General features: G+C 33.1%; 22 protein-coding genes and 2 other annotated features. Of the genes, 15 read left to right on the top strand and 7 right to left on the bottom strand.

Features of this window, described 5'->3' with window-relative positions:
• A partial coding sequence (locus tag ACOZIR_RS26675) for a TGS domain-containing protein (protein WP_421536045.1) occupies positions 1 to 298 on the bottom strand: 298 nt, incomplete at its 3' end.
• A gap of 51 nt (positions 299 to 349) precedes the next feature.
• Positions 350 to 576 (bottom strand) — a binding site (T-box leader).
• A gap of 38 nt (positions 577 to 614) precedes the next feature.
• Positions 615 to 842 (bottom strand) — a binding site (T-box leader).
• Positions 843 to 1,481: 639 nt separating this feature from the next.
• Between ACOZIR_RS26675 and ACOZIR_RS26670 the strand changes: the two genes are divergently transcribed.
• A complete protein-coding gene (locus tag ACOZIR_RS26670; RefSeq protein ID WP_325076122.1) occupies positions 1,482 to 2,006 on the top strand; it encodes a DUF2695 domain-containing protein in 525 nt (174 codons plus the stop codon).
• 133 nt (positions 2,007 to 2,139) lie between these two features.
• Here the strand turns inward: ACOZIR_RS26670 and ACOZIR_RS26665 are convergent, their stop codons facing one another.
• Positions 2,140 to 2,577 carry a MarR family winged helix-turn-helix transcriptional regulator gene (locus tag ACOZIR_RS26665; RefSeq protein ID WP_394549338.1) on the bottom strand — a complete coding sequence of 146 codons (438 nt, stop codon included), beginning with the start codon at positions 2,575 to 2,577 and terminating at the stop codon, positions 2,140 to 2,142.
• Between the two features lie 201 nt (positions 2,578 to 2,778).
• On the opposite strand from ACOZIR_RS26665, the gene ACOZIR_RS26660 reads away from it, so the two are divergent.
• From ACOZIR_RS26660 to ACOZIR_RS26635, 6 genes are all read left to right on the top strand, one after another.
• The gene (locus ACOZIR_RS26660; RefSeq protein WP_421536044.1) at positions 2,779 to 3,303 is read left to right on the top strand and encodes an SRPBCC domain-containing protein; all 525 of its coding nucleotides are present in this window, start codon (positions 2,779 to 2,781) and stop codon (positions 3,301 to 3,303) included.
• A 125-nt stretch (positions 3,304 to 3,428) separates the two neighbouring features.
• Complete coding sequence (locus ACOZIR_RS26655; protein WP_421536043.1) at positions 3,429 to 4,304, top strand: NAD(P)-dependent oxidoreductase; 876 nt, start codon at positions 3,429 to 3,431, stop codon at positions 4,302 to 4,304.
• Positions 4,305 to 4,850: 546 nt separating this feature from the next.
• Complete coding sequence (locus tag ACOZIR_RS26650; RefSeq protein WP_421536042.1) at positions 4,851 to 6,242, top strand: homing endonuclease associated repeat-containing protein; 1,392 nt, start codon at positions 4,851 to 4,853, stop codon at positions 6,240 to 6,242.
• A 574-nt stretch (positions 6,243 to 6,816) separates the two neighbouring features.
• Positions 6,817 to 8,262 carry an SIR2 family protein gene (locus ACOZIR_RS26645; protein ID WP_421536041.1) on the top strand — a complete coding sequence of 482 codons (1,446 nt, stop codon included), beginning with the start codon at positions 6,817 to 6,819 and terminating at the stop codon, positions 8,260 to 8,262.
• Positions 8,262 to 8,744, top strand: a complete 483-nt coding sequence (locus ACOZIR_RS26640; protein ID WP_421536040.1) for a TIR domain-containing protein — start codon at positions 8,262 to 8,264, stop codon at positions 8,742 to 8,744. The genes ACOZIR_RS26645 and ACOZIR_RS26640 overlap by 1 nt, the downstream gene beginning before the upstream one ends.
• A gap of 217 nt (positions 8,745 to 8,961) precedes the next feature.
• Positions 8,962 to 10,239, top strand: a complete 1,278-nt coding sequence (locus ACOZIR_RS26635) for a DUF4365 domain-containing protein (RefSeq protein WP_421536039.1) — start codon at positions 8,962 to 8,964, stop codon at positions 10,237 to 10,239.
• Between the two features lie 471 nt (positions 10,240 to 10,710).
• On the opposite strand, the gene ACOZIR_RS26630 is transcribed toward ACOZIR_RS26635, so the two are convergent.
• Complete coding sequence (locus tag ACOZIR_RS26630; RefSeq protein WP_098399970.1) at positions 10,711 to 10,911, bottom strand: helix-turn-helix domain-containing protein; 201 nt, start codon at positions 10,909 to 10,911, stop codon at positions 10,711 to 10,713.
• A gap of 137 nt (positions 10,912 to 11,048) precedes the next feature.
• On the opposite strand from ACOZIR_RS26630, the gene ACOZIR_RS26625 reads away from it, so the two are divergent.
• Positions 11,049 to 11,201: a hypothetical protein gene (locus tag ACOZIR_RS26625; RefSeq protein WP_421536038.1), complete on the top strand. Its 153-nt coding sequence runs from the start codon at positions 11,049 to 11,051 to the stop codon at positions 11,199 to 11,201.
• Positions 11,202 to 11,270: 69 nt separating this feature from the next.
• On the top strand, positions 11,271 to 11,567 hold the full coding sequence (locus tag ACOZIR_RS26620; protein ID WP_421536037.1) for a hypothetical protein: 297 nt from the start codon (positions 11,271 to 11,273) through the stop codon (positions 11,565 to 11,567).
• 940 nt (positions 11,568 to 12,507) lie between these two features.
• Here the strand turns inward: ACOZIR_RS26620 and ACOZIR_RS26615 are convergent.
• Positions 12,508 to 13,197 (bottom strand): hypothetical protein, encoded by a 690-nt coding sequence (locus ACOZIR_RS26615; protein WP_421536036.1) that lies wholly within the window; start codon positions 13,195 to 13,197, stop codon positions 12,508 to 12,510.
• Between the two features lie 378 nt (positions 13,198 to 13,575).
• On the opposite strand from ACOZIR_RS26615, the gene ACOZIR_RS26610 reads away from it, so the two are divergent.
• From ACOZIR_RS26610 to ACOZIR_RS26600, 3 genes are read left to right on the top strand one after another with little or no spacing between them, the layout of a single operon-like run.
• On the top strand, positions 13,576 to 15,063 hold the full coding sequence (locus ACOZIR_RS26610; RefSeq protein WP_421536035.1) for a type I restriction-modification system subunit M: 1,488 nt from the start codon (positions 13,576 to 13,578) through the stop codon (positions 15,061 to 15,063).
• Positions 15,060 to 16,310 carry a restriction endonuclease subunit S gene (locus tag ACOZIR_RS26605; RefSeq protein WP_421536034.1) on the top strand — a complete coding sequence of 417 codons (1,251 nt, stop codon included), beginning with the start codon at positions 15,060 to 15,062 and terminating at the stop codon, positions 16,308 to 16,310. Before ACOZIR_RS26610 ends, ACOZIR_RS26605 begins: the two co-directional genes overlap by 4 nt.
• Positions 16,311 to 16,345: 35 nt before the next feature.
• Positions 16,346 to 19,276, top strand: coding sequence for a type I restriction endonuclease subunit R (locus ACOZIR_RS26600; RefSeq protein ID WP_421536033.1), 2,931 nt, complete (start codon positions 16,346 to 16,348; stop codon positions 19,274 to 19,276).
• 41 nt (positions 19,277 to 19,317) lie between these two features.
• Here the strand turns inward: ACOZIR_RS26600 and ACOZIR_RS26595 are convergent, their stop codons facing one another.
• On the bottom strand, positions 19,318 to 20,040 hold the full coding sequence (locus ACOZIR_RS26595) for a M48 family metallopeptidase (RefSeq protein ID WP_421536046.1): 723 nt from the start codon (positions 20,038 to 20,040) through the stop codon (positions 19,318 to 19,320).
• Positions 20,041 to 20,284: 244 nt separating this feature from the next.
• Positions 20,285 to 20,509: a helix-turn-helix domain-containing protein gene (locus tag ACOZIR_RS26590; RefSeq protein ID WP_421536032.1), complete on the bottom strand. Its 225-nt coding sequence runs from the start codon at positions 20,507 to 20,509 to the stop codon at positions 20,285 to 20,287.
• 266 nt (positions 20,510 to 20,775) lie between these two features.
• Here ACOZIR_RS26590 and ACOZIR_RS26585 point away from each other — a divergent pair, with 266 nt between their 5' ends.
• Positions 20,776 to 21,297: a hypothetical protein gene (locus ACOZIR_RS26585; RefSeq protein WP_421536031.1), complete on the top strand. Its 522-nt coding sequence runs from the start codon at positions 20,776 to 20,778 to the stop codon at positions 21,295 to 21,297.
• Positions 21,284 to 21,448 carry a hypothetical protein gene (locus tag ACOZIR_RS26580; protein ID WP_328231532.1) on the top strand — a complete coding sequence of 55 codons (165 nt, stop codon included), beginning with the start codon at positions 21,284 to 21,286 and terminating at the stop codon, positions 21,446 to 21,448. Before ACOZIR_RS26585 ends, ACOZIR_RS26580 begins: the two co-directional genes overlap by 14 nt.
• 606 nt (positions 21,449 to 22,054) lie before the next feature.
• On the opposite strand, the gene ACOZIR_RS26575 is transcribed toward ACOZIR_RS26580, so the two are convergent.
• The gene (locus ACOZIR_RS26575; RefSeq protein ID WP_421536030.1) at positions 22,055 to 22,639 is read right to left on the bottom strand and encodes a helix-turn-helix domain-containing protein; all 585 of its coding nucleotides are present in this window, start codon (positions 22,637 to 22,639) and stop codon (positions 22,055 to 22,057) included.
• A 1,111-nt stretch (positions 22,640 to 23,750) separates the two neighbouring features.
• Between ACOZIR_RS26575 and ACOZIR_RS26570 the strand changes: the two genes are divergently transcribed.
• Complete coding sequence (locus ACOZIR_RS26570; RefSeq protein ID WP_421536029.1) at positions 23,751 to 25,721, top strand: primase C-terminal domain-containing protein; 1,971 nt, start codon at positions 23,751 to 23,753, stop codon at positions 25,719 to 25,721.
• Positions 25,722 to 26,364 lie beyond the last annotated feature (643 nt).

Raw genomic sequence — 26,364 nt, 5'->3', positions numbered from 1 at the left:
GTCCTACCCCTAACTTCACATTCTTATGTACTCTTTTTACTGCCTGAGCAAGTATGTGAGCTGTTGTATGCCTCATAATTTCTAGACCTTCGTCAGAATCTACTGTTAAAATTTCGATTTCTGCATTTTGATTAATGGCTCGATGCAAATCATACAATTCTCCATTTACTTTACCCGCAATAGCTTTCTTCTTTAGGCTAGAACTAATGGATTCTGCAATAGCATGTAATGTAATACCTTTTGAAAATTCTTTCTCATTTCCATCTAAAAAACGAATTTGAACCAAATCTTTACTCATGATAACCTCTCCTATTTAAATAAAGTCAAAAAAAAACATACTCGTCCCTAAGTAAGGGACGAGTATGTTTTCACACGTGGTACCACCCAAATTCCCATCAATATAAATATATCAATGGCTCTGGTGCTGTAACGTCGCAAACGTTATTAATTACTACTAGTTCACTAATAAAGCTCCAAGGTGGTAAATTATCTTTCTTTCTTAAGGGCTCACAGCCAAAGACCCTATTCTCTGTAAAGAAGTGTAAAAATAATTCATGTCCTTTTCGTTGCTTACCTATTTATTTTTGAACATAAAAAACCGCACTCATCCCTCTAACAGGGACGAGTGCGGTCGTGGTACCACCCTAATTTTATAAAACACTACAAGTGTTATATTCTCAAAAAGATAACGGATTTCCCGATTGCGGTTACTCTATCTACATATTTCCCCACAATAGCTCCAAGGTGGTAAATTATTTCTCTTTCTTAAGGGCTCACAGCCAAAGGCCCTATTCTCTGTAAAGAAATCTAAAAATAATTCGTGTCCTTTTCAACGCTCAAAATGTTTATTTCCAATAAATGAAATTATAATTTATATTATTTGTAAATGTCAATACTTAATTCTAAATATGTAATTAATTAGAATTAAGTATTGTTTTAGATATGTATTGAAACTCTTTTCTAAAGAACTAATTTGGAGGCGTTGGCATATTCATAAAAAATGATATATGTACAAATATAAAGTAATTCACGTATTCATATCTTGTCGAGGTGGAAAAATAACAAAATAAAAAAGCAACCTCATCTTTGTCATAGGAGATGGAGGTTGCTTTTTTGCTACGTTGAAATTTGTAAAAATAGTCTGACCTTTAATGTACCATATTATGGTCTATAATGCTATTTTTAGGGTATGAAGCATATGAATAAAAGGTGCGTTTTTTATGCATCTTCCTGCTTATGATTCCTCAAATCATCGTTGATAAATCAAGGATGTATAAAAAGCTGCATACTCCGGAAAAAGAACCCTCGGCGGAACCGTTCTGCGACAAGGGTTCTTTTTTTTCGTGTATTCCGGAAAGAGTGTTTATGTAAACTAGCGATGCATAGAGTATACATAAAATAATTGAAGAATATTGAAGAACATGGGAAAATCACATAAAGGATTTTTGGTTTCTTAATACTGTTTAAAAGGAGCTATTTGAATGGATAGTTTATTAGAATTAAAAGATGAACTAATAAAAGGACAAAAACTAGCAATGCAAGGATCTTATCAAAGAAGAGCTCCTTCTAAAAAAGCAATTCCCCATCTTTTAGCATCAAGAAAAGGACTCAAAGAATATGTTGAACAACATCCAACAGATGCGTTTGCTTGGCAGTTGTTGTCTCAAGCAGAAGAATATCTACTGAATTATAAGGCAGCTTTATCAGCACTTCAAAATGCAGTCACTCTTAACAAAAAAGACAGAAAGTTAGTAAAGAAGTTGGTGCTACTAAAAGAGCAAGCAAATAAGTGGCACGAACTTGATTTATCACCTGAAGAGCTGGATTCATTGGAAGCATTTCTGGACGAAAAAGTAGACATACAGGGGTGTGACCATACACTTCTCTACACTAAAGAATGGCTAGATACCCATATCTCCGTGAGCAAAAAAGCCAAGGTTGTAAAGGCGCTGCAAAACCAAGGTGGCTTTTGTGACTGTGAAGTTCTTATGAATGTAATCGATTAGATTAAAATGCTACCGATAATACGTTTTATGTTAACTAGGAATACATGTATATTGATTTTTTTATAAATAAAAGAGAGCTATATGTAGCTCTCTTTATGATATGTTCAAATTTTTGATAGATAATTAATGAATTTTACTCATTCAACTTTAACTGATCCCCAATTTTACTAATATGGAGGGCTAAGTCATCACTTTCTTCTTTACCTAAAACATCAGCATAAATATTGTGCAAGTTGTCCCATGCTTCATCGATTTTTTTAACTAAGATTTTTCCTTCATCTGTAAGATAGGACAAAGTACTTCTTCCAGATTGTTCTGTATAAATAAGCTTCTTATTTTCTAACTTTACAACAAAACGAGCAATTGTAGACGGCGCTGTATGCAATAGTTCAGCAAGCTCCTTTTGTGTGATTCCAGGCTGTTCATTAACCGCCAAAATAATAAAACCGTAGGTTGGAGACAATCCAGTCTGTTTAAAAGCTTCTTCAGCAATTTTGTCCATAATACGGTCTAATTTTTTAACGGTAAAGAATAGACATCGGTTTAATGATTGACTTATTGGTCTACCCAAAAATTTCACCTTCTTAAAACATTTAAATTCTAATACTATTCGATTTAAGTATACACTAAGCATTTAAATTAGACCAAATAGCTAAGATTATATTCTTCATTTCAAATATTTGGTTAAAAATAAATAGTTGCATGTACATGCAATTTAAAGTAGAATACATTTTGTAGCAAGAACGAAACTATATTTTAAAGAAATGAAAGGATGTATACAATGAATGAAATTATTTGGCCTAAAGGCTATTTACCAGGAAAGACTGATAACTTTGCTTCTAACGAAATAATTGTAGCTAATCTATCTGCTGCAGATGTTTGGGAGTACCTTAATGATACTTCAAAATGGGAGTCATACTACAGTAATGTTGACACAATTCGCTTCCATAATGTTAAGGGGCCTGAATTAAGCCAAGGTGCTCACTTCCGATTTAATACTTTTGGTTTTCCAATCGAGGCGGAAGTAGTAGAGTATGAGCCACCTACTGCGAACAAACCAGCACGATTAGCTTGGCATGGTTGGGAAGAAGGATCAACAGAAAGTGATGCCTTACATGTTCACCATGCTTGGCTTCTAGAAGATTTATCAGAAGGACGAGTACGTATTCTGACTCAAGAAACACAAAATGGAAAAGCTGCTAAAGAAATGGCTGAAACGACGCCAAATCCAATGATCAATGGTCACCAAGAATGGATTGACGGATTAGCGAAAGCTGTAGCAAAAAAACGTTCATAAGAACGTCAATACACATTCATTTTTAGCAGAAATGAAATATAGAAAGACCGTCACTTAGTAGAAAGTGAGGGTCTTTCATCTTTATTTTTACATTTATATATACTTTGACAGGAGGAATAGAATCAATGCATACATTAGGATGGATTGGACTAGGTCAAATGGGAGCACCTATGGCAAAAAATCTTCTACAAGCAGGCTACAAAATGAACGTATATAATCGTTCATTAGAAAAAACAGCCTCTTTAGTAGAATCTGGAGCAACTAAATTAAACTCACCTAAAGAAATCGTGGAGCAATCAAATATTATATTTATTATGTTATCAGATGCTAAAGCTGTACATTCTGTATTGACTGAAGAAAATGGAGTATTAAACGCTATTAAAGAAGATAAAACCATCATAAACATGAGTACAATCTCACCTGAAGAATCAGTCTCATTTGCACAATTAATTGAAGCTAAATCTGGAACTTATGTAGACGCACCCGTATCAGGTTCCGTAGGAGCTGCAATTAGTGGACAATTAGTTATACTTGCAGGTGGGGAAAAGAAAGCTATTGAAATTTCCAAACCGTACTTTAACCTTTTAGGGAAAGAGACCATTCATTTCGGCTCTACTGGAAAGGGTAGCTCTGCAAAATTAGCCATTAATTTGTTACTTGGTATTATTGGACAAGGTATTGGAGAAACGTTACTATTTGCAGAAAAATCAGGACTAAGTAAAGAGAAAGTATTAGAGATGATTTCTCAATCTGGAATGAATACGCCACTCTTTCAAGGAAAGAAAGAGATGTACCGCAAAGAGGAGTTCCCTTCTGCATTTATGCTTGAGCTCATGTCTAAAGATTTAGGACTCGTTAAAACGGCTGCGGATCATCTGGATATTACGTTGCCACTTGCTGAAACAACAAATACTACGTATCACTCTGCAAAAGAAAATGGAAAAGCCAAATTGGATATGGCAGCAGTTTATGTAGAATTGAGAGATCAAAATACAGAGTAAACAAAAAGAGCACCCTTATGGATGCTCTTTTTTCTTCACCTTAAGTTTTACAATTCGTTAGGTAAATACTAAAGTATTTTATAAATAATTAAAGTTTCACTATTTACTTTAAGTGACGACAAAATAGTTATTTTTCCACAAGGTATGTAATTGTTAACACTATTTTTTATAAATTACGTTAGCTATTACTCTTATTGATAAAATTAAATTGTATTTATATAGTATCATATTGTAACTTTCATTTTTTTAATCATGTGTTGTAAAACTTTATCTCTTATATGTACAAATAGAAAACCTGGGTATTCTTCTATAAAGTAGGTAATTGTTAATACTGTTTTTAAGAATATACTTTCATTATTGCTTTCAACAATAAGTTTCACTTACTTTTATATAAAAAATCGTTATGTCTTTAATATATAGATAATTTCTTGAAAAATAAAATTAACTATATATTATAATTAGAAAAACTTCTTATTTGCCGTCACTAAGGATAAATAGTAAAACATTCATTTTATAAGGATGTTATTAAATGAAGGTGGTTAATTTATGCGGAAAAGTATGACAGAGGAGCAATTATTGCAACATATGATTGACTATTATGAAAAAAATAAAGTAGCTCCCACAACCAGAACATTAAAATTATTTTTAAAAGAAAAGGAATTGGCATGCAATACCTTTCGATTTGGAGGATTTAATGAACTGTTAGCAAAGGCCAATATACCTTTAAATAAAGCCACGAAAGTTAGAACAATTGAAGAAATTTCTAGTTTTATAAAAGAATATTACAAAGAAAAGAAAGAAAGTCCATCTATAAGAAAGATGCACCAATATCTTAGTAACCGCGGTATTAAGGCCACTCTTGCACACCCTACATATCCCACATGGAATGAACTTTTAGGTATATCTGGTGTTCCTTTACTAAAAGAAACCTTTACTAAAGAGGAAATAATTGATCTTTTAAAGCGAGACTATAAAGATAAGAAAGTTCCACCATCTTTTAGTTCCTGGCAAGGTAGAGATGGATTTCCTAACCCGACTACGGTAGTCAAATATTTTGGTTCTTGGAATCAAGCTCTTCGAGTTGCTGGTATACCACTAAACCAAGAGAATGATAAGTACTCAGACTTAGAGCTTCTTAATATGATAAGGGAATTTTTCAATAAATATAATAGGATTCCTTTCAAGGATGAACTAGCATTAGACCGTAGTGTTTTTATTCGACGCTTCGGTTCATGGAAGGATGCAATTATAGAGGCAGGATTTATCCCAAATTCTCAATCGAGTTTTGGTGCTCTCTACTATTCAAATCATGGAGATTTAAGACCAAGTACACTTGAAGGGTTGGTAGATGATTTTATTCATAATAGAACCCAAGTCCCTCATAAACATGACGTTCCCTATAATACTTTCTTTGTGACTAATAGGCAATTTGATATTGATTTTGTTATTAAGGATAAGTGGTTAATAGAGTGTGCAGGTATGTTAACAGAAGAGGATTTTTATGATAATTTCGCTAAGCTGGATAAAATAACACAGGATTATAAAGAAAAGATAAAACTGAAGATGGAAATTGTAGAGAATGCTAGAAAGGAGGGGAATTTTACTGGTGAATTTATTGTACTATTTCACCAACAAAAATTAAAAAATATAAATAACTATTTATCCAATAAGTTAGCTATTATGATACAAGATATTAATAACAATTTTGATGGTGTTCCAGTTTCAATCCCCAAAACTGGACGTGTTGTTAAACCATCTGAAAAACTGCAAAAATATACAGATGAACAACTAATTGAAATACTTCATAAATTGGCAAAGGAACTTGATAGAAAACCTAAACTTAGTGACTTAAGGTTGAAAGGTTACCCTACACAAAAAACGTATTTAAAACGTTGCAAATGGTCTATTTGGTTAAAAAGAGCAGGATTTGAATCCTAGGATATATATACAATGCTAAATATATTTTATAGAATGACCCTTAATGATTTATCACAAGACTAAATCTATATTGTACTAAAAAAACATATACGTAAACTATTAGTGTTGTGCAAACTAGTCAAATATTTTTAATCTAAAATTTCAAAAGAGTAATCCTCTGGAGCATGGATTACTCTTTTCTTGATTTTTCCTGTTCTTTTATTAAATTGAAGCATATAAGCAAATGTGTAATAAGGTCAATTATTTATACATTTAAAAAGGTTTATTTATAGATTTAAAGTGACAAATAGACGTTTTGTCATTGGCTTTTTTGCCGTCTAAAAAGGTGTACCTTTTTAGATTATTTATGCAAATTCATTTCTGTTTTTAGAGGATACCATCTAAAAGTAATGAAGTTGTACGCAACAACCCCTTGTTTAGATATAGGAATGTTGCATTCTTATAATAATTAAAAGATTAGACGCTGAACAATACTTAAGGTATAATCATGTGGATTAATATGGTATATTTTTATAAAAACTAGTATTTTTCTATGCGTATATAATTAATAAAAACGAAGATAGAAGGTGGAAGTTTGAGTGTTTCTTTATCATTATTTGAAAAAGCAATACTAAAAGAACTTAGAAATAATAATTTATCTATATTTGCAGGAGCAGGGCTCTCAAGAGGTTCTGGATTTGTTGATTGGAGGGGATTACTCCAAGATATTGCAGAAGAATTAGAATTAGATATTAATAAAGAATTAGATTTAGTTTCAGTTGCCCAATATCATTTCAATGCCAACGGTCGTCAGACCATTAATGAAGCAATTGTAGATGAATTTCAAAGAACTGCTGAAAGAAATGAAAATATGAATATTTTATCACGGTTACCAATTGACACTTATTGGACAACCAATTACGATTCCATAATTGAAGATACTTTGGGCGATACGGGGAAAATTGTAGATAAAAAAATCAGCCAGAACCAGATGAAAAACTATAAGCCTAACAGGGATGTAGTAGTTTACAAGATGCATGGCGATAAAGAGTTTCCTGACGAAGCTGTTATAACAAGAGATGATTACGAAAAGTATGACTCTGAAAGAGCTTTGTTTACTACTCAACTTAAGGGTGAACTTATATCCAAAACATTTATTTTTATTGGGTTTAGCTTTGAGGATCCTAATTTAGAACAAATTCTAAGTAAGATTCGTATAGACTTATTAGGAGATAGTCCAAAGAATCACTATTGTTTCTTCCGAAAAGTAAATAGGTTAGATGAACGGTACAAAAATTCTGACGGAACAATTAGAGAAGAAGACTATAATTACGATAAAGTTAAACAGGACTTAAAAGTTAAAGATCTAAAGAGATTTGGAATAAATTCAGTACTTATTGATGAATACTCAGATATAACAAACATTCTGAAGAATATTGAGAAAAAATTTAAAGTTAATAAAATATTCATTTCAGGAAGCGCTGAAGAATATGGTAATTATTCCGAAGAAGAGGCCAAAAGTTTACTCCATAATCTTTCTAAATTATTAGTTTCAAATAGTCATCATATAATTTCCGGTTTTGGGCTAGGAGTGGGAAGTTATGTAATTAATGGTGCACTAGAAGAAATATTTCGTAGTAAAGGGAAAAAAATAAATGATTTTTTAACATTACGACCCTTTCCACAAGCTGTATCTGGAGGGAAAACACTTAAAGAACTTTGGACAGAATATAGAAAAGACATGATAAATGAATCTGGAGTAATGATTCTTATGTTTGGTAATAAAGTAGTAGATGGACAAGTTGTCGAAGCTAATGGAATGATAGAAGAATATCAAATAGCTAGGGAAAAGGATAAATACATTATACCTATAGGCTCAACTGGCTATGCAGCTAAGAAGATTTTCAATGAAGTAAAAGGTAATCTAGAAGAGTTTTGGTATTTAGAGGATTCATTGGATATATTAGAAAATGAACAAGATGAACAAAAAATTATTTTTGAAATAAATATAATAATAGAAAAAATCAGGAGGAGAGTATAATGGCAAGAAAGGTATTCTTTAGTTTTCATTATGAAAGAGATGCGTGGAGAGCTGGACAGGTAAGAAACTCAAATATAACTCAATCAATTAAGGGATATGTAGATAAAGCAGAATGGGAAGAAATAAAGAGGAAAGGGGATAAAACAATCAAAGACTGGATTGCAGAGCAAATGAAAGGGACCTCTGTAACTGTAGTCCTTATTGGTAAAGAAACGTCCGAAAGAAAATGGGTTAAGCATGAGATTGAACAAAGTCTTGAAAAAGGAAATGGCTTGTTAGGAATCTATATTCATCGATTAAAAAATAAAGACGGGGAAAAAGATAGTAGAGGTAATAATCCATTAGATGATTATTATGTAACAATTGATGGGAAAATAAAAAAATCTTCAAGTGTTTTTAAAACATATTATTGGGATTTGGACAACGGCTATGAAAATTTTTCTGGTTGGATCGAGGAAGCAGCCAATATTGCAGGCAAATAATAATTCGAGTACAGGAACAATAAATTAATTATTACTATGATTATTTTAGATATTAATAATTGAACACTATCCCCTAGGTGATAGTGTTTTTTACTGGTAGTTTAAGTTATTTAACTTTAAAGGATGCTTTTTGCATTTTTGTAAAGATTTATACTTTAAACATTATAGTTAGAGAAGGAAGTTATATATAGAATAAATATTAAAAGGAATGATAAAAGTGGGGCGCTCTAAACTTGACCAAAAGCAAATATATGAGTATGAATCGAGTGTTTTTATTGAAAAAACAATTATTAGAAATGGATGGAAATATAGAGAACAAGAAAAAGATAATGATATAGATGGTGAAATTGAAGTTTTTTCTAAAGAAGGAGAAACTACTGCAAAGATTATAAAAGTACAATTGAAAGCAACTAAAGAATTAAAATATGACAAAGAATCGATTATTTTTGATTGTCCGATCAAATTTTTAAATTTTTGTGATGTTTGTGATATACCAGTCATTTTAGTGGTGTATGGTGTTGATGTTGACAAGGCTTATTGGGTATGGACTCAAAGGTATATTTTTCAAACTTTAGATAGTAAAGATATTGAATGGAGAAACAATACATCAACAATAAGAATGAAAATTCCAATTAATAATGAGGTAAGAGAAAATAACGATTTTTATAGTGATTTAGAGTATTTATCAAGGGAAGGAGTAAATGAATTACAACAGTGGAGGAAACAAGAAACTAGTGATTACTACTATACGATTTTGGAGGAAAAAGACAGTTCTGTTCCAGCTAAAAGAAGAATTAGTGCAAAGGTCTACATTGAACGCTCATTTGCCACTTCCAAGGATTCCATGGTCGAACTTATTAAGAAGATAAATGAAAAAGTTAAAAGTAATGGTTATTATAAAAATGTTTTAAAGGAAAATGCTACAAACAGCGAACCCGATTATGTCTGGCTTTATTTATATGATGATTTAATCCAATATGAGTCTGGTCTCCCATTTTGTCGAACAGAATGGTTGAATCCTAAAGGAATAAATGAACCAATACTCCTGAAAGAATTTGACAAAAATATTGAAGATTTCAATCTTAGAATAAAATGGGAAAGTAATTATAGACCGCTACAAGAGTACCTTCTCTTAAATGCTACATCGAAAACACTGTATTTAGAAAGTATAAGAACAATTTTATCTTTTGCAATGAACGAACTAGATATTCTCTCTAGGCTCTTTAATAAAGAAAATAAAATCGAATTTTATAATCATGTTATTTCAAAAAGGATGGAATATACAAAGAATTTTCTAGCAACAAGTGATTTTCTTCCGCCCTATGAATGTAGAGAATTCGCTAATATATTAAACGAATCTTTAACTGATTTAGATAACTTAGCTATTGCAGTTGAACAAAAACATGGAAACGAACACTATTTAAATTCACAATACATTAAGAAGTTCTCAAAACAATTAGTGATTCTAGAATATGAATTAAAAAAGATTATCTAAGCTATTTTGAAAAGCCTTTGTCTAATTTGGTAGAGGCTTTTTATCTATTTTCTACAAGGTATATAAAAACTAAACCTATATTAATAAGAGATGAATGTAAAATAGATACAATATATTAGACTATTTTGTATGAGTCCCTATTTCTTCCATCACTTAAGGAAACATATGGATCCTTCGTTTTAAGTATGCTATCAGTATCAGTAATAAAAAAGCTATCCATTAAATGTACATAAAAATGGTTTTCACTTTATTGATGAGGTGTTTGAATTAATGAACGAAATACCACTAACAGCATTAATCGATCTTAGGTTTAAATAAGTTTATAAGCAAAAACTAAAAAAGCAGCCAAAATAATATATTTTGGCTGCTTTTTAGCAAAGTTGAAAAACTAGATAAGTTGATTCTAACATTATGTTTCTCTTTTGTATATTTTCACGAGGTAACGCACATAAAAAGTGAGGTGATGAAGAATTATTCTTCAATTTCAAATAAGTCCTCTAATGATACTCCTAGAGCTTTAGCGATTTTAAATAGATGCCAATCAATATGCTGATTATTTCGATCGAATCGTGAAATACTTGATTGGGGAACCCCTGACATTTCAGACAATTTCATTTGTGTCAGCCCTCTTTCTTTCATTAAAGCATTCAATCTAGGTTTTACAACGAACATGGGAATTCCTCCTAAATTAAGATTTAACCATTATACACTATACATAATTGAATAAATAGAAGGAAGTCATTTACAACCCATTACCCACTAATGTATAATGGGTAAAAGTGGCGAATTAAATTTAGGGGGTATTAAAAATGAAGGTGAAAGAAAGTTATTATCGATCTGTTTTGCGTCATTTTTTGAAGTATCCTAATGAGCATTTAAAAAATATGAATGATGATGATTGCGAAGAAGAATACGAAAGAATTGTTAGTAATGCTGCCTGGAGTGAAAACTTTTACGTGTGAAGAATTGGGAAGTTTTACTACATTTTTGAATTATAAATGTGTAGTAAAACCCAAAAAGGAGCTGGTTTTATGAAAATGAAAACAACAGAGCCTGGGTATCTTGCAAAACAAAAAGTAAAAGGGAAAACTTATTTATTTATAAAAAAAACCTATCGTGAAGGAAAAAAGGTGAGAAGTAAATCTCTATACAGTTTCGGGTCCATGCCGGAGGCCCTTGAACGTCTTTATTGGCTTCGCGATCATCCAGACTGTTTTCCAAAGGATTTGGAGAAAAAAGGTTTTACACTTGCTCATTTATATAAATGGATTTTAGCTATTGAAATAAGACAAAAAGAAAATGGAGCACCTTTTGATGTGTTTACTTGATCGCTTTTATAAGTGTGATATGGGATATAAACAGAAAACACCTAACTTTTAAAGTTAGGTGTTTTCTGTACGTTGAAATTTATTGATTAGATGTCTAATCATATTAAATTATACAGTTAGCTTTATAAAAAAGCATATAGGTCATACGTTATATTTTAAGAGGTATTTTTAAGAATATATAAATGAGTATATTTATTAAGTTTTTAATAGGCTATGTAAAAGTCTAAGAATTTATACATACCTGTTATAAAGCCTTATAGTTATACATAATATAACTTCAATCAAACACTAAATGAAAACATTCAATAAAAGCTTTAACATCAGTGATATTAAAGCTTTTCTATTGTTGATAGTTTAAATATCAAAAAAATCTGTAGGTTGCTTACTACTTGTATGCCGATAATAAGGTTTATAGTGCGACAAGAAGTTGCTTTTATATAGTGTGGCTCAGGCCACTAGTTTAGACGTAAAAACTATCTCAGTCCAAAACTGCGGGCCTGGTAACGGGCTCGTGGGTTGCATGCAGAAATGCAGAAACAGAGAGTCAGTGCACGACTCGGAACACTGCTAGGGGAGGGTGAGTATGGTGAACGAAAGTGAAGGTTTGTAAGCTTCGTAAGGGTTAGCTCAAAATGGTGCACAGATTTGCTTGGGTATTGGCAAGAGGAAAAGCAGACTCATAATGCTGCTGTGACGCGTCCTGTATCTTGCCCCTTGCTTATCCGGCTAAACTAAAGGTGAATGTAATGAAGAAAAAAGGGAATTTTCTAACATATAAATTAATTTCAGATATAAAAGGAATCCTTTGCTTATAATAGCAAAGGATTTTCAAATTTGTCGAAATAGGGAAAATACAGAACTTTTATATTCTGGTTATATATACTAAATTCATCCTTGAAAAAAGAGCAATCCTAGTGTAAAGAAAATGCTCTTTTTTCCATTAGTATCTGTAACGAATAGTGAAAATTGGGTCATATTGCATTGAATACTGAAGTATATGTCGATCAACATTTTGAGTTTTGTTGTTATATTCTAATACTGGCGCAGGGATTCCTTCGGGACTAATTGCTACAGGTTCACCGTACAATGAAGCTCCTTTAGGAAGAATAATAATTACAGACATAGTGAATCTCCCTTGATTAACGCTAAAGTTACTTTGAGGAGCAATAAAAGAAAACTCGAAAGTTTCTCCTTCAGAAGATACAGTAGGAGTAATTTCTTTTTGCATGAAGAACTTTAGCTCCTGGCTTCCTGCCTCTAAGTTAATTGTACTTAAAGCAACCTTACTAGCTTCTTCTTTAGTTAAGTTCCATTGCTGTCTTAAAATTTCTATCTTTTCTTCAAGTTTTTTACGTTGTTCTTCAGGCATTGCATCAAGTTGTTCTAAATCTACTGGAGATTGAAATTCTTGTCTGTTTTCTACTTCGCCTATTGTTCGTAAATAAGCTTTTTCTGGATCTCCTGTAATAGTAGGAAGGACAAGAGTAATCTCTTGAGATTCGGGATTTGTTAACGTGATTACTGTATCTACATTTACAATATCCCCTGTGTTTCCCCCGGGAATTCTTGAAGTATCACTTACAGTTACAACTGTGTCTTGTTTTTGAATTGCTCTTACAAATTCGCTCATTCATTAACACAACCTTTTTAAAGTTTATAGATGTAACCAGCTTTAATGAATCTAAATTACTAAACTATTATCATGTATATCCTACTATTAATAAACAAAAAATTCAAATATTTTATATATTTTGTCTTTAATTGTAATGAAATATTTTTTATTAATAATTTATAGAATAGTATCTTTTATTTAGTAGGGGAATAATTCTCACCACATATTTTTTAATTACTTGCCATTTAATTTTAAAAGAGTGTCTTATTTAAACTCTCTTTTTTTCAAAAGATAAATGGTAGAATAGGTACAGAGACATGTAACTAAATTTATGTGAAATTCTAATCGTACATAAATTTTCGCTCTATACAATCAGCATTAATGGAGGAAAACAACTTGAGTAAATTAACTTTGCAAGAATTAGAGTCACATTTATGGAAATCGGCAGATATTCTACGTGGATCGGTTGATTCAAGTGATTATAAAAACTATATATTTGGACTTTTATTTCTAAAACGATTAAGTGATGTATTTGAGGAACATAAACATAATTTGATTCAGGAACATGGAGAAGAAATTGGTTCTATCTTAGCTGATGATCCAGAACAATATCAATTCTATGTCCCACAAGCAGCGCGTTGGGAAGAGATTCGTAAAAATGCTGAAGATATCGGTTCTGCTATTAACGTTGCGTTTGAAGCTCTTGAGAATGAAAACCAGACATTAGAAGGTGTTCTAACACCAATTGACTTTAACCGTAAAGAAGTTTTGACGGATAGCGTATTACAACGTTTGCTACAACATTTTTCATTATTAAACTTAACGAATAGCAATTTATCAGAACCTGATATGTTAGGCCGTGCATATGAGTATTTGATTAAAATGTTTGCGGATGATGCAGGGAAAAAAGGCGGAGAATTCTATACACCTTCCAAAGTTGTGGAATTGATTGTGAAATTACTCAAACCTGAGGAACAAATGCGAGTATATGACCCAACATGTGGATCTGGTGGGATGCTTATTCAATCAGTAGATTATTTGCGTGAGCAAGGCGGAAACCCTCAATCTTTATCTTTATTTGGACAAGAAAAGAATCTTGGTACATGGTCAATTGCTAAAATGAATTTACTTCTTCATGGATTACCTGACCATAAAATTGAAAAAGGAGATACGATTCGTCAGCCAAAACTTGTTGAAGATGGCGAAATTATGTTATTTGATCGTGTAATTGCTAATCCACCGTTTTCATTAAAAGAATGGGGACGTGAAGAAGCTGAACATGATTCATATGGGCGTTTTCAATATGGATTACCTCCCAAGAATGCAGGGGATTATGCATTTATTCAGCATATGGTCGCTTCTTTAAAATCAGATGGAATGTGTGGGGTGGTTATGCCTCATGGTGTCCTTTTCCGTGGAGGAGCTGAAGGGAAAATTCGTAAAGGGTTAATCGAATCAGATTTATTAGAAGCTGTTGTTGGGATCCCATCTAATCTTTTTTATGGTACTGGGATTCCAGCATGTATCTTAATTTTTAATCGAAATAAATTAATGGAACGTAAAAATAATGTGTTATTTATCGCAGCAGAGAGTGATTATGAGGAAGGGAAAAATCAAAATACATTACGGAATAAAGATATTGAAAAAATTGTAGCAGCCTTTGATACTTATAAAGATATTGAAAAATATTCCCGTATTGTATCTTTAGAAGAAATTAAAGATAACGACTATAACTTAAATATAACTCGTTACATTGATAAATCAGAAGAAGAAATACCTGTAGATATTCCAAAAGTTTTAGAGGAGATAAACAGTATTAAAACTAAACAATACGATTTAGAAATGCAAATGAACTCTTATCTTAAGGAGCTTAATTTATTATGAATGGTTTAATGACTTTTGAATTATTAAAGTCAAAAGAAATACTATATATAAAAGGAAGAATAGGGTGGAAAGGTTTAAAGAAAGAAGAATTTACTGAGACAGGTCCCTTTTTGATAACTGGAATGCACTTTAAAGAAAATGGGAAAATTGATTGGGACCGTTGTTTTCATATACCTCAACATCGCTATGATGAATCTCCTGAAATTATGCTTGAATTAGAAGATATACTATTAACAAAAGATGGAACCATTGGTAAAGTAGCTTTCATAGACGAATTACCAGGCCCTTCTTCTTTAAATAGTCATTTGCTGGTTTTAAGGGTAGAAGATAAAAAAAGAATTTATCCTAAATATATTTTCTATTCGCTTCAATCAGATAAATTTAAGAAATATATTGAAAAAAACAAAAGTGGCAGTACTATTGTAGGGCTATCTCAGAAAGCCTTTGAGAATTTTGAATTTGATTTACCCGATTACAGAGTGCAACAAAAAATCGGGCATATTCTTTCCACCGTAGATGAACAAATCGAAAATGTAGATCATCTCATAGTCAAAACAAAAGAATTTAAAAAAGGATTAATTCAGAAATTATTTACAAAAGGGTTAGAACATACAGAGTTTAAATCCACAGATATTGGAGAAATTCCTGTTGAATGGGAAGTTAAAAAGTTTATTGAAATAACTGATGTACTAAAGTGTGGGGTAGCTAGTACTCCTCAATACGTAGATGAAGGAATTCCTTTTTTATCTTCACAAAATGTTAAGGAAAATAAACTAATTCTAGACAAATATAATTTTATATCGAAGGAATATCACGAAGAACTTACTAAAAAACATAAGCCAACTCGAGGTGACATTTTGTATACACGAGTTGGGGCGAATTTTGGAAAAGCTACTATTGTGAATGTTGATTGGGAATTTAGTGTTTATGTAAGTCTTACTTTAATAAAAATGAAAAAAGGGTACGATAGCCTTTTTTATTCATATCTTTTAAATTCCGAAAAGTATCAAAGGATAGCAAAAAGTAAGGTGTTTCAGGGGGGAGGGGTACCTAACTTAAACGTGGGAGAAGTAGAAAAATTTGATATGATAGTTCCATCCTTAGAGGAGCAACAAAAAATTGCTGAAATTCTGTCATCTGTTGATGAGCAAATTGAAAGCTATGAAGAAGAAAAAGAAAAGTATATAGAACTCAAAAAAGGGTTAATGCAACAATTATTAACAGGAAAACTACGGGTGACGGTGTAAGCCGTCTCCCTTTTTCAAATGGGGGTTAAATAAGAATGAAACCGTATGAATATACAGAAGTAGAATTGCCCTTTATTGAACAGTTGAAAAGCTATGGTTATACATATGCAGAAGGACCTAAGCTAGATGAGGAACGTATGACAAGAGCAAGTATTGTACTAGAAGCTCAGTTAGCTAGTTCTATAAAGAAGTTAAACCCATGGATATCTGAGTATAATGTCCAAAAAGTAGTTAAACAGCTTGTTACTGTACAGTCAGAAGATTTATGGCATGCAAATAAAATGATGTTTAATTGGTTATTTGGCCAAGGTATCTCTATTACACAAGATCTTGGTACTGGTAAAAAGAATCAAACGGTTCACTTATTTGATTTTGACAATGTTGAGAACAATGAATTCCTGGTTGTTAATCAAATCTCTTATGAAAATGCGAATGGAACAATTCGGCCAGATATCGTCATTTATATTAATGGCTTTCCATTAGTGCTAATTGAATGTAAAAGTCCTAAATTAAAGTGGGATAAACAGCTACCTGAAGGAGTTCGTCAATTTGATCGCTACCAAGAAACAAATGAAAAAATTTTTTGGTACAACCAGATATTAATCGTTACGAGTCGTGATCGGGCCAGAGCTGGTACAATTCTAGCAAGACCACAACATTATGGTTTATGGAAAGATCCATATCCCTTAACTGTTGATGAAGTTGGGAGCGAACGAGCGCAAGATATATTAGTCGCCGGAATGTTTCGAAAAGAAGCAATTTTGGACCTAATGCGCAATTTTATTGTGTATGACGGGAAAGTAAAAAAACTATCTCGCTATCAACAATATCGTGCTGTAAATAAAGGGATAGATCGAATTATAAGTAATGATAAACCATCATTGCGTGGAGGCGTTGTGTGGCATACACAAGGATCAGGAAAGTCGTTGACAATGGTTTATATGGCCATGAAACTACGTCGTATGATAGAACTTGAAAATCCAATGCTTGTAATTGTCACAGATCGTCAAGATCTAGATGATCAAATTACAAAAACGTTCCAAAATTGTGGTTTTCCGAATCCTACTCAATCTACTTCAGTAGCCAATTTAAAGAAACAATTGAGTAAAGGAGCAGGAGCCACTGTCATGACTCTCATTCAAAAATTCCAAGGGAAAGAAGATGAAGAAGAGGCGTTCCCAATTGTTTCAACAGCTGATAATATCATTGTAATGACAGATGAATCCCATCGTTCACAGTATAAGGGACTAGCTATGAACATGCGCAAAGCCATGCCGAATGCTACTTTCATTGGATTTACCGGAACACCTATTGATAAAAAAATACGCTCCACTACAGGGAAATTCGGTTCATATATTGATAAATATACGATTGAGCAAGCTGTAGAAGATGGTGCTACGGTACCCATTCACTATGAATCTCGTTTGCCTAAAGTACATGTAAAAGGCGATTCGTTAGATGAAATATTTAATCGTGTCTTTTTTGAATATGATGAAGAAACAAGAGAGAAAGTTAAACAGAAACACGTGAATGAAGCACTTGTACTAACCGCCCCAGAGCGAATGAATGAAATTGCACTCGATATTGTTCAGCACTATGAATCTCATATTCTTATAAATGGATATAAAGGACAAGTTGTCGCCGTTTCTCGTGCAGCAGCTGTAGAATATAAGCGATTAATTGATCAATATGCTGCAGGTCAGTTTGAAACTGCTGTCATCTTTTCTGCAGGTCAGAATGACGTAAAAGAATTACGTGAACATCACATTACGAAAGAACAAGAGAAAGAGCTAATTGAACGCTTTAAAAAACCTTTATCTGAAGATAAATTAGCTATGTTAATTGTATGTGATAAACTTTTAACGGGATTTGATGCTCCAATTGAGCAAGTTATGTATATAGATAAACCAATACGTGAACATAACTTACTTCAAGCAATTGCTCGAACAAACCGACGTTATGACAATAACAAGACATATGGATTAATTGTAGACTATTTCGGTGTCTCTCGTTTTCTTGATCAAGCACTTGAAATCTTTAGCTCTAATGATGTAAAAGGAGCTCTTCAGTCAATTGATGAAGAACTACCACGTCTAGAACAACGTCATCGTGCAGCTTTACGTTTCTTTGATGGGCTAAAGAAGTCTCAACGCGAAGAAAGTATTCTACGCCTTAAGGAAGAAGACGTTCGCGCAGACTTTGACATTGCTTATAAACGTTTTGCGGAAAGTATGGACAAAGTGATGCCAAGCCCAAAAGCAGAACGTTTTGTTCCTGATTTAAAACACGTTGGGATGATTCGACAACTCGCTAAATCGCGTTTCTCCGTTAATGATGGATTAGATATCTCAGAATGTGGTGAAAAGGTACGTCAGTTAGTTCATAATCATTTACATTCACAAGGGATTGAAGTAAGAGATCCGATTTCGATTCTGGACACGTCTTTTAAAGAGGAAATAGAAAATAATGAATTACCAGAAACAAAGGCCGCACAAATAGAACATGCAATTAAACGAGAAATTTCTATTCGTATGGAAGAAGACGAAGTGTTTTATACATCTCTAAAACACAAAGTAGAAGAACTGTTAGAGCGTCTTAAAGAGCGTCAAAGTGATATCTATGAATTTTTAGACAGAATGTACGATGTAAGAGAAGAGCTTATAAAAAAAGCCCAAGGAAAGACTAAAAGTGGTTTATCTCCTGAGCAAGAACCTTATTACAACAAATTAAAAGAACTATTTGAAGACGAAAAAGAGGATAATGAGTTGAAAAATCTTGCTATTGAGGTCCATAAGTTTATTGAAGATAAAGTAAGCCCTATACGTGATTGGACGTCAAAAACAGATTTTAAACGTTCATTGAACGCAAACTTAAAAATTCTACTTCTGAAGAAAAAAATGTCTATGGGTGATGCTTCAATGCTAGTTGGCTATTTTACTGCACTCGCAGAGAATCAATATGGATAAACAACAAATAACCAGAGATTACATAAAATCTCTGGTTATTTCTATACGTTTAATCTTTTTCCATTTATCTTTAGCCATTCTTTCCGTTTTTCATAGTCGGGCAATAGCATTTGAAGTGTATTCCAGTATTCTTTGGAATGATCCATATGTTTCAAATGAACTAATTCATGAGCTAACACATAATCTACAATAGAAGTAGGTGCTAAAAATATACGCCAATTCAACAAAATGTTACCGGAGGCTGTACAACTTCCCCAACGTTGTTTTTGCTCTTTGATTATAATTTTATTTGGCTCTTGCTGAAGCTTTAAGATAAACCTTTTTAAGCGATTTTTGGTGAATTCATGTGCGCGATTCTTAATCCATTCAACATATAACGGATAAATGATATCTCGTTGCTTTTCTTCTACAGCTTCATAAGGTATTTCTGCTAAAAACCTGCCTTGGTAAAAACGAAATAGAGGCTGAGAAGTATTGGTTCTAACTACTTTTAAGCGATAATATCGTCCAAGGTAAGGTAGTTTTTCACCAGAAAGAAAATAATGTTGCATATTGTTAAGATTCATGTCTTTAAAATCAGATAGCTGCTTTTTAATCCATACGGCCTTTTTATAAAGAATAGCTTCAATCTTTTCAATTTCTGTGGCTGAAGGAGAAATAACGGATACCCCATGCTGATCAACAGAAATAGACATTGTTTTGCGTCTGTTGCTTCTCTTGAGGTTATATTCAATTGTTTGATTTCCAAATTTGATCGAGTACATCAAGTAACTATCCCTCCTACTAGTCATTATAGCAAGATTCCGGATATAAAGAGATGTTAAGAAATGGATTGCTATCCCTTTAAAAAATCCGTTGGGTTAATAATGGGTAAATCAATAAAGCTGTTTTGATCTTATTAATAATGCATCTGAATAAAAAATTGAAATGCTACTAACAGCATTAATTGATCTAAAATTTAACTGAATTCGTAAACATAAGAAACGTCTGCTACATTTTAGCTGTCTTTTACATATCCCAAAAGTCTGTAATTTTTGCATTTGAATCTATTTTACGAATAGCAGTTAAAATTTTTTTCATTACTACTGGACTTGGAATGTAACTTTTATCATTGCAGGACTTAGAAATAGTTTTATGGCTGACTTGAGCTACCCTTTCTAACTCCTTTTGCTCTATTGATCTTTGATCTAGCCATTTTCCTAATTTAGTTCTTGGTTTACCAATACTCCACATACTTAATGTCATTCCTTTTCAATTATTTTTATCAGTCATGTCCAAGACCGAAAATTTTATACACCTCAACGATAAAAAATTACACATAGTGTACAAGCTATCAATCATATGTTTTATTAAGACGTCAACAAGGCGTCAAAACTTCATGAATGGAGCGAATAAAATGACAAAAGAATTAGCAATCTCTTTATTGAGTTCAAAAGACGTCTATTTGACGTCAGAAGGTAAAAAGGCATTAGAGATCATTTTGGAAGAAAAAAGCGTCTATGAAGAGAAATGAGAAGCTAGAAAACATTAATATTGCTTACAGACCTACCGTGAGATACAACAACATCTATCGTACATATGTTGATGCTCTTTTTAAAGCGACTACACTAGACCGTAATCAAATTATTCGCTGTGCGTTATTTGCAGCTGCATATAACAATACATTTTTAGAGTTGATGCGTAATTATAAAAAAGGTGACGTCCCTCTCCCCTCCCCGCTGTGGCAGGATAGTGACCATCATATATGGTTGGAGCAAGGGGTTTTAAAGAGAGAGGAAGGAGGAACAAAAAGTGATGTCATGGAAGGAAAAAGAACGACTTCAAGCACTTCTAAATTATTTGGAGCATCAACAGATAGCAGATCAATACCAGGAACAGTTATTCAATCAAAACAGCAGCATACTTCCAACAATGAGACGTCAGAGCAAAATAGACGTCAGCAATCGGTTGAGAGACGAACAAGGGCGCTTCCTGCCGTACAACTTGCAAACAATAGAGGAATCCGAATTGATTTTAGGTAATGAAATAGATTCTCCACGAAAAATAAAAGTAGAGCCAATACCAGGCTCTTATAATAGTTATGTAGTTGATGAAAAAGAAAAACGAGATTGGAGTGGAAATATTTATTTGGGGTGTGTAGCTGCCATTCTAGCCATTGCGTTTTTCGCTTGACGTCTTTTAGAATAATGTCGAGAATTTGCGAATAGTTATATAGCATGAATACAGTTAAGACCGCCTTATATATATCTATAAATAATGGGCGGTCTTTGTTACGAATATGCTAAAAATAAAATAAAAAAAGAAAAGACTCACATTTTATAGCGCGAGTCTTTTAACAAAAATCGAATTTGGATAAAGGGGTTTTTCCTTGAAAAAAACTCATTAAGAAGTTTCTTAACTATATTTTATCAACCAAATTTTCATGTAAAATATGGCAAGGAAATCAATTTAATGGTTTTAAATGGAATACAATAAGTAAATTAAATCAGTTACAATTACAACCATAGATATAATTGGAGAATGCTCTTGTTTATCTATCAGTAAGCTATTTTTTAATTAGTCTTATTAACATTTAAAAGTCCATACAGTTTATTTTTTTGCTGTTTAAATAGAAAAAGAGCCCTAATTCTAAAAAATAGAATCAAGGCTTTTTTCTGTATTGTTGCACACATGGGATACATAAGTTCATTATAACATTTCAAAAGGTTACTTTGATAATAATTTAGAAAAAATCCCTTTTTATTGTTCTATGCTGCAATTTAGGAGTTTGTTTAATTCTTATTTACCTAATAATCTTTGGAACCAACCTTTCTTGGTAGGTTGTTCTTCATGCTGACTTACTGCAGTGAGTTTTTTACCTTCTAGCATCTCACGCATGGCAGCAGTAAGATTTTCATTTCTTTCTTGCAAGGTATGTTCTATATAAGTATTTTGCTTAGTTAGCTGTTCTGCTAAGTTCATAAGTACTTCATCACGTTTTTTATCACGTTCCTCTAACTGATCAAGACGTTCTCTCATCCTTCTCATTTCATCAGCTAACATCGAATCAGCGCTTATTTCTGGAACAGGCTTAAATGCTTCTCCTCCAGTGTCAAGGTATAAAGCTATCTCTTTAAGTGTATACTCTTGATCTCGGTTTAGATGTTTAATTAATTGAAATCTTTCTAACCCATCTCTTTTAAAAATACGATATCCATTTTTCTTTTTCGTAAAAGGAATATAGCCTTCAAGTTCTTTTAACCAGTTACGTATGGTATGTGGCTCTTCTTCTAAAATTTCTGATATATCCTTTATAATGTATTCACGTTCTTCGGTTTGTTCTTCAAAACCTTGCTTTTCATCTCGATTATCGTCAGTATTCATGTTTTTACCTCTCTTCCTATCATTGTAGCTATAAAACTTATGTAAACTCGATTATCAGTACTATAATGGTTAGAACCTAATTTAAAACTTATAGAAAACTATTACGTTAAAAGCATAATATATCCTCTTCTTAAATTCAAAAGCTTTTTAGTTGTTCCTTTTTAAAGGTAGTTGTTTTAGATAATAATACATATGTTAAAAGATGAAAAGTGCCTATTATACACTTTGATAACGGTGTTGAAACAAGGTTAAACGAGTCGGGAAACACCTTAGTTCAACTTAAGTTGAACTAAAAATCTAAATTTGGATGTTTATTTGTGTGTTAAACTAACTAGTTGAACTTAAAAGCTGATTATGTTGATATATAGCTTATTTAAAAAGTCTATTAGTTTAACTTGAAAGATATAAACCTATGTACATATGAAATTATTAATCTTTAAGTTCAAGTAATGTAACTTTGTTTTAAGTATAACCTAATTCTTTAAGAAATAATAAAATCCAATAAGGTTAATGCTAAATTATTTTGTTTTAAAAACGACAAAACGCGTAAAATCTTAAAAGATCTCACGCGTTTTGAGCATAGACTATAGCATTAAAGGTGTAACTCTATAACATAATACTCGATAAACAATACACCAGTATTATAGCATGTTTTAAGGGGGATAAGGTATAAAAACCCAATGGAAGATATGATTCTTTGTACGCTTAGTTATTAGACAATTTAGAATAAAATGGTTATATTTTTTTATTTTATACTTGTAAAGTGGTTAAGTTTAGCAGTATCATAGAAGTACAACTAAATGAACGGAAAAAAAGCAAAAAGCTCAAGCGATTAGAATCGGATTGCCGTCCTATCTAATCGTTCACCGTAACCTAACTACGGTAAACTGCTGCTCAAGCTTTTCACTCAATGTACGTATTCAACGTACATAATGTATTTTCCTACTTGGAATTTTACTACAAGTAGGAAATATAATCAAGATATTATGAGTGATTAATTTGAACAGATAACGCTAAATTTATAGGGTTTCTCTATACATAGACGCGTCGTTTACCATTTAACGGTAAACGACGCTTTTTGTGTTTCCGAGTAAATGGAGGGACACGTGTAATGAGAAACCTTGCGCAACAAATCTATGGGAACCAGTTGACGGAATATTCAAAAAAACAAACACAAAAGCAAAAAAATGGATACAGTAGCCGTTTAGGGTGGGTTTTTGTATCAAAAGACTTTACGAAAGAAACAACAAAAGCAGTTCGTACATACGGTTCGTTATTTAATGTCAGCAAAGACTATACATACTTTACGCCAAATACGTTTTATCGTAATGATCTACGTCGTTTAAGTACACTACGTTGGATCAATGCGATGTCAATTGATATTGATGCAAAGAACGGTGAGAACGAGGGGATGACTCTTCCAGATGTGCAAGAGTTGATTACAGAAGCAGGACTTCCAAGGCCTTCTTTAATCGTTCAAACGCCATCCAAAGGGTTTCATGTTCACTGGTTTTTAGACCAGTCAAAACGAGCTTCGGACAAGTTGAATGCTCATTATAGTCGTATTCAAACATGCATCGCGGAGATGTTAAAAGGGGACGCAAATGCGATTGGTCCAGAGCGACTCTTCCGTTTACCGACGGATGAGAATACGGTCTTTCATTCACAAGAGCGCGTGTCGTTTGATGACTTATGTGAATGGTTCCAACTAGTTCAAGAGCAAGATCAACAAGATGTACATACATACAAAAAAGGGTTCTGCAAAGGCTATGAAACTCTTTTAAAGCATCCTGCTGTTCAAAAAATCCTAGAAGGTGTACATGAAGGTCAACGTGACACGGCTTGCTACACGCTTGCTCTTGCTTACAAGGCAGCTGGATACGATGAAAAAAAAGCAGAAGCATACTTACATAACTGGAATCAAAAAAATACGCCTCAAATGCGTCAAATTGACGTTAAAAGAAAGGTTAAAAGTGCCTATAATGGACGTTTTCATGCTCCATCTGCGAAAAAAATTCGCGAATTATCGGGCATGCTATTTAGCTATGTTATTTGGGAAGAAGCGAAACCACGTGAAGAACGTACATATAGCCACATTCAAGAGTGGGAAGGAGACGTAGTAGCATTTATTCGTGCTCAGGGAGGACGTGTATCAGGATCACAACGTGATCTTGCTGATCAAATTACTTCAAGTGTGAATGCTGACAAGAAAATCCCTTATGCTACGTTTAAGAAAGTGATTGCTAGATTGGAAGAGCAAGAAATCCTTTCGAAAAAGGTCTCTGGTAAAGGAAGAGGGGCTTCAACAGAGTTATGTATCATTGACGAAATAAAAGCTCATAGAGCTCAATCTGAAGCCTCAAAAAAAGAACAAGACACTGCTCCTAAAAATAATGGGCTCAATTCAAATACAATTAAAGATACGGTGGTGGGTGGGACGGCTCTATCGCTTTCTCAGGGTACAGAGGTTGCTGGTTCTTCTGAACGTAGTACCTTAAATTTACCGCCTACGTATTCTAGTACTCTACAGCCTGCACCTCTCCCGGGGAATGTTCCTTCTGCCTTTACTAGTGCGTTGTTTAACCGGGGTTTTACAGATGGTCGTTTTATCTTTAGGGCCTGGGGGAAGGTTCAGTTAGCCTTTAAAGAGTTTGGTATTTCTTATCGTTCTATTTCTTCTACTCCACATTATGTACGCTTATCGGTGGAGGCTGTTGGTTTAACAGTTCAGAAAAAGGGTTCTGTCATTGCAGGAGATTTCCAAGGAGAAGATGTCTTCTTTAAGTATCTCTTTGGGGTGATGAAAGGGCTGTTCAAGAAGCATCGGTCTACTCAGTTGACTCAATTTGTGGAAGAGATTGAGCGTTTAAGTGACGTCATGTTGTCTCATGTAGGTATGGAGTTAGAAGATACATTGCAGAAAAAGAACTTAGTGGATCGAGAGCTGCAGGTTGCTAAATTAAGAGAGTTGGAACACGAGGCATCGGCTCGCCAAAGACGCAAGCATTATGCGAATTATGCTGCTTTTGATCTTACTTCGAGCTTGAATCAGTTCAAGCTTTTCATGAAAACAGAGGATTAATGTTCATAAAAAAAGCATCAAGAAAAGGTCCAAAATCCTTTCCTGATGCGACTCACGAACGTAACTATTCTCCTTACAGAATAATCACTGTCATTGTATAAAAACGGTGAACAAAAGGCAATTGCAGCCTCCATTTTGACAATGTCTAATTAAAGCTTGAAGTGGTATATGACTCAATAGGATAGCTCATACATAATTGACTAAATGTGCGCATGTTTCGTGACAAATATGCATTAGGATGAAAGTAATGGAAATAGGAGGTTTTATTACAGTTTTGTTAAAAAATGTGACCTTAAAGGGCTATGTAGTAAAACTTCTACTAGGTATTAGGTTGTTTTCTCTGGAAATCCCTTGAAGCACATGTGGGGAAGGAATATCATGGAAGTAAGAAATAAACATCCTACTTTTTTCAAGATACTTTCCCTGAGGTAACATTGATTACGTTAGTAATCATGTACCGATGGGAGAAGTCCTACTAGTACTCCTATTTTTATTTGTATCAGTCATTCGTATTGGCGGCGGGCGCATCTAGCGTCAAACCAACATGGCCTTACACATGCTGGCAACCATACGAACCGATGCACTTCACCCTAGAAACGTACTTCACTACAACTCGGAAACGAACACCCTATGAACCTCGTTC

This window comes from Priestia sp. D3YE.R1 (assembly GCF_049199565.1).
GTDB classification, from domain to species: Bacteria; Bacillota; Bacilli; order Bacillales; family Bacillaceae_H; genus Priestia; species Priestia aryabhattai.
This window is presented reverse-complemented; position numbering and strand designations above follow the sequence as displayed.

Coding starts and splice junctions, on each gene's coding strand:
- ACOZIR_RS26670 (WP_325076122.1), top strand. CDS start 1,482: ATGGATAGTTTATTAGAATTAAAAGATGAACTAATAAAAGGACAAAAA.
- ACOZIR_RS26660 (WP_421536044.1), top strand. CDS start 2,779: ATGTATACAATGAATGAAATTATTTGGCCTAAAGGCTATTTACCAGGA.
- ACOZIR_RS26655 (WP_421536043.1), top strand. CDS start 3,429: ATGCATACATTAGGATGGATTGGACTAGGTCAAATGGGAGCACCTATG.
- ACOZIR_RS26650 (WP_421536042.1), top strand. CDS start 4,851: ATGCGGAAAAGTATGACAGAGGAGCAATTATTGCAACATATGATTGAC.
- ACOZIR_RS26640 (WP_421536040.1), top strand. CDS start 8,262: ATGGCAAGAAAGGTATTCTTTAGTTTTCATTATGAAAGAGATGCGTGG.
- ACOZIR_RS26630 (WP_098399970.1), bottom strand. CDS start 10,911: ATGTTCGTTGTAAAACCTAGATTGAATGCTTTAATGAAAGAAAGAGGG.
- ACOZIR_RS26625 (WP_421536038.1), top strand. CDS start 11,049: ATGAAGGTGAAAGAAAGTTATTATCGATCTGTTTTGCGTCATTTTTTG.
- ACOZIR_RS26620 (WP_421536037.1), top strand. CDS start 11,271: ATGAAAATGAAAACAACAGAGCCTGGGTATCTTGCAAAACAAAAAGTA.
- ACOZIR_RS26615 (WP_421536036.1), bottom strand. CDS start 13,197: ATGAGCGAATTTGTAAGAGCAATTCAAAAACAAGACACAGTTGTAACT.
- ACOZIR_RS26605 (WP_421536034.1), top strand. CDS start 15,060: ATGAATGGTTTAATGACTTTTGAATTATTAAAGTCAAAAGAAATACTA.
- ACOZIR_RS26600 (WP_421536033.1), top strand. CDS start 16,346: ATGAAACCGTATGAATATACAGAAGTAGAATTGCCCTTTATTGAACAG.
- ACOZIR_RS26595 (WP_421536046.1), bottom strand. CDS start 20,040: ATGTACTCGATCAAATTTGGAAATCAAACAATTGAATATAACCTCAAG.
- ACOZIR_RS26590 (WP_421536032.1), bottom strand. CDS start 20,509: ATGTGGAGTATTGGTAAACCAAGAACTAAATTAGGAAAATGGCTAGAT.
- ACOZIR_RS26585 (WP_421536031.1), top strand. CDS start 20,776: ATGAAGAGAAATGAGAAGCTAGAAAACATTAATATTGCTTACAGACCT.
- ACOZIR_RS26575 (WP_421536030.1), bottom strand. CDS start 22,639: ATGAATACTGACGATAATCGAGATGAAAAGCAAGGTTTTGAAGAACAA.
- ACOZIR_RS26570 (WP_421536029.1), top strand. CDS start 23,751: ATGAGAAACCTTGCGCAACAAATCTATGGGAACCAGTTGACGGAATAT.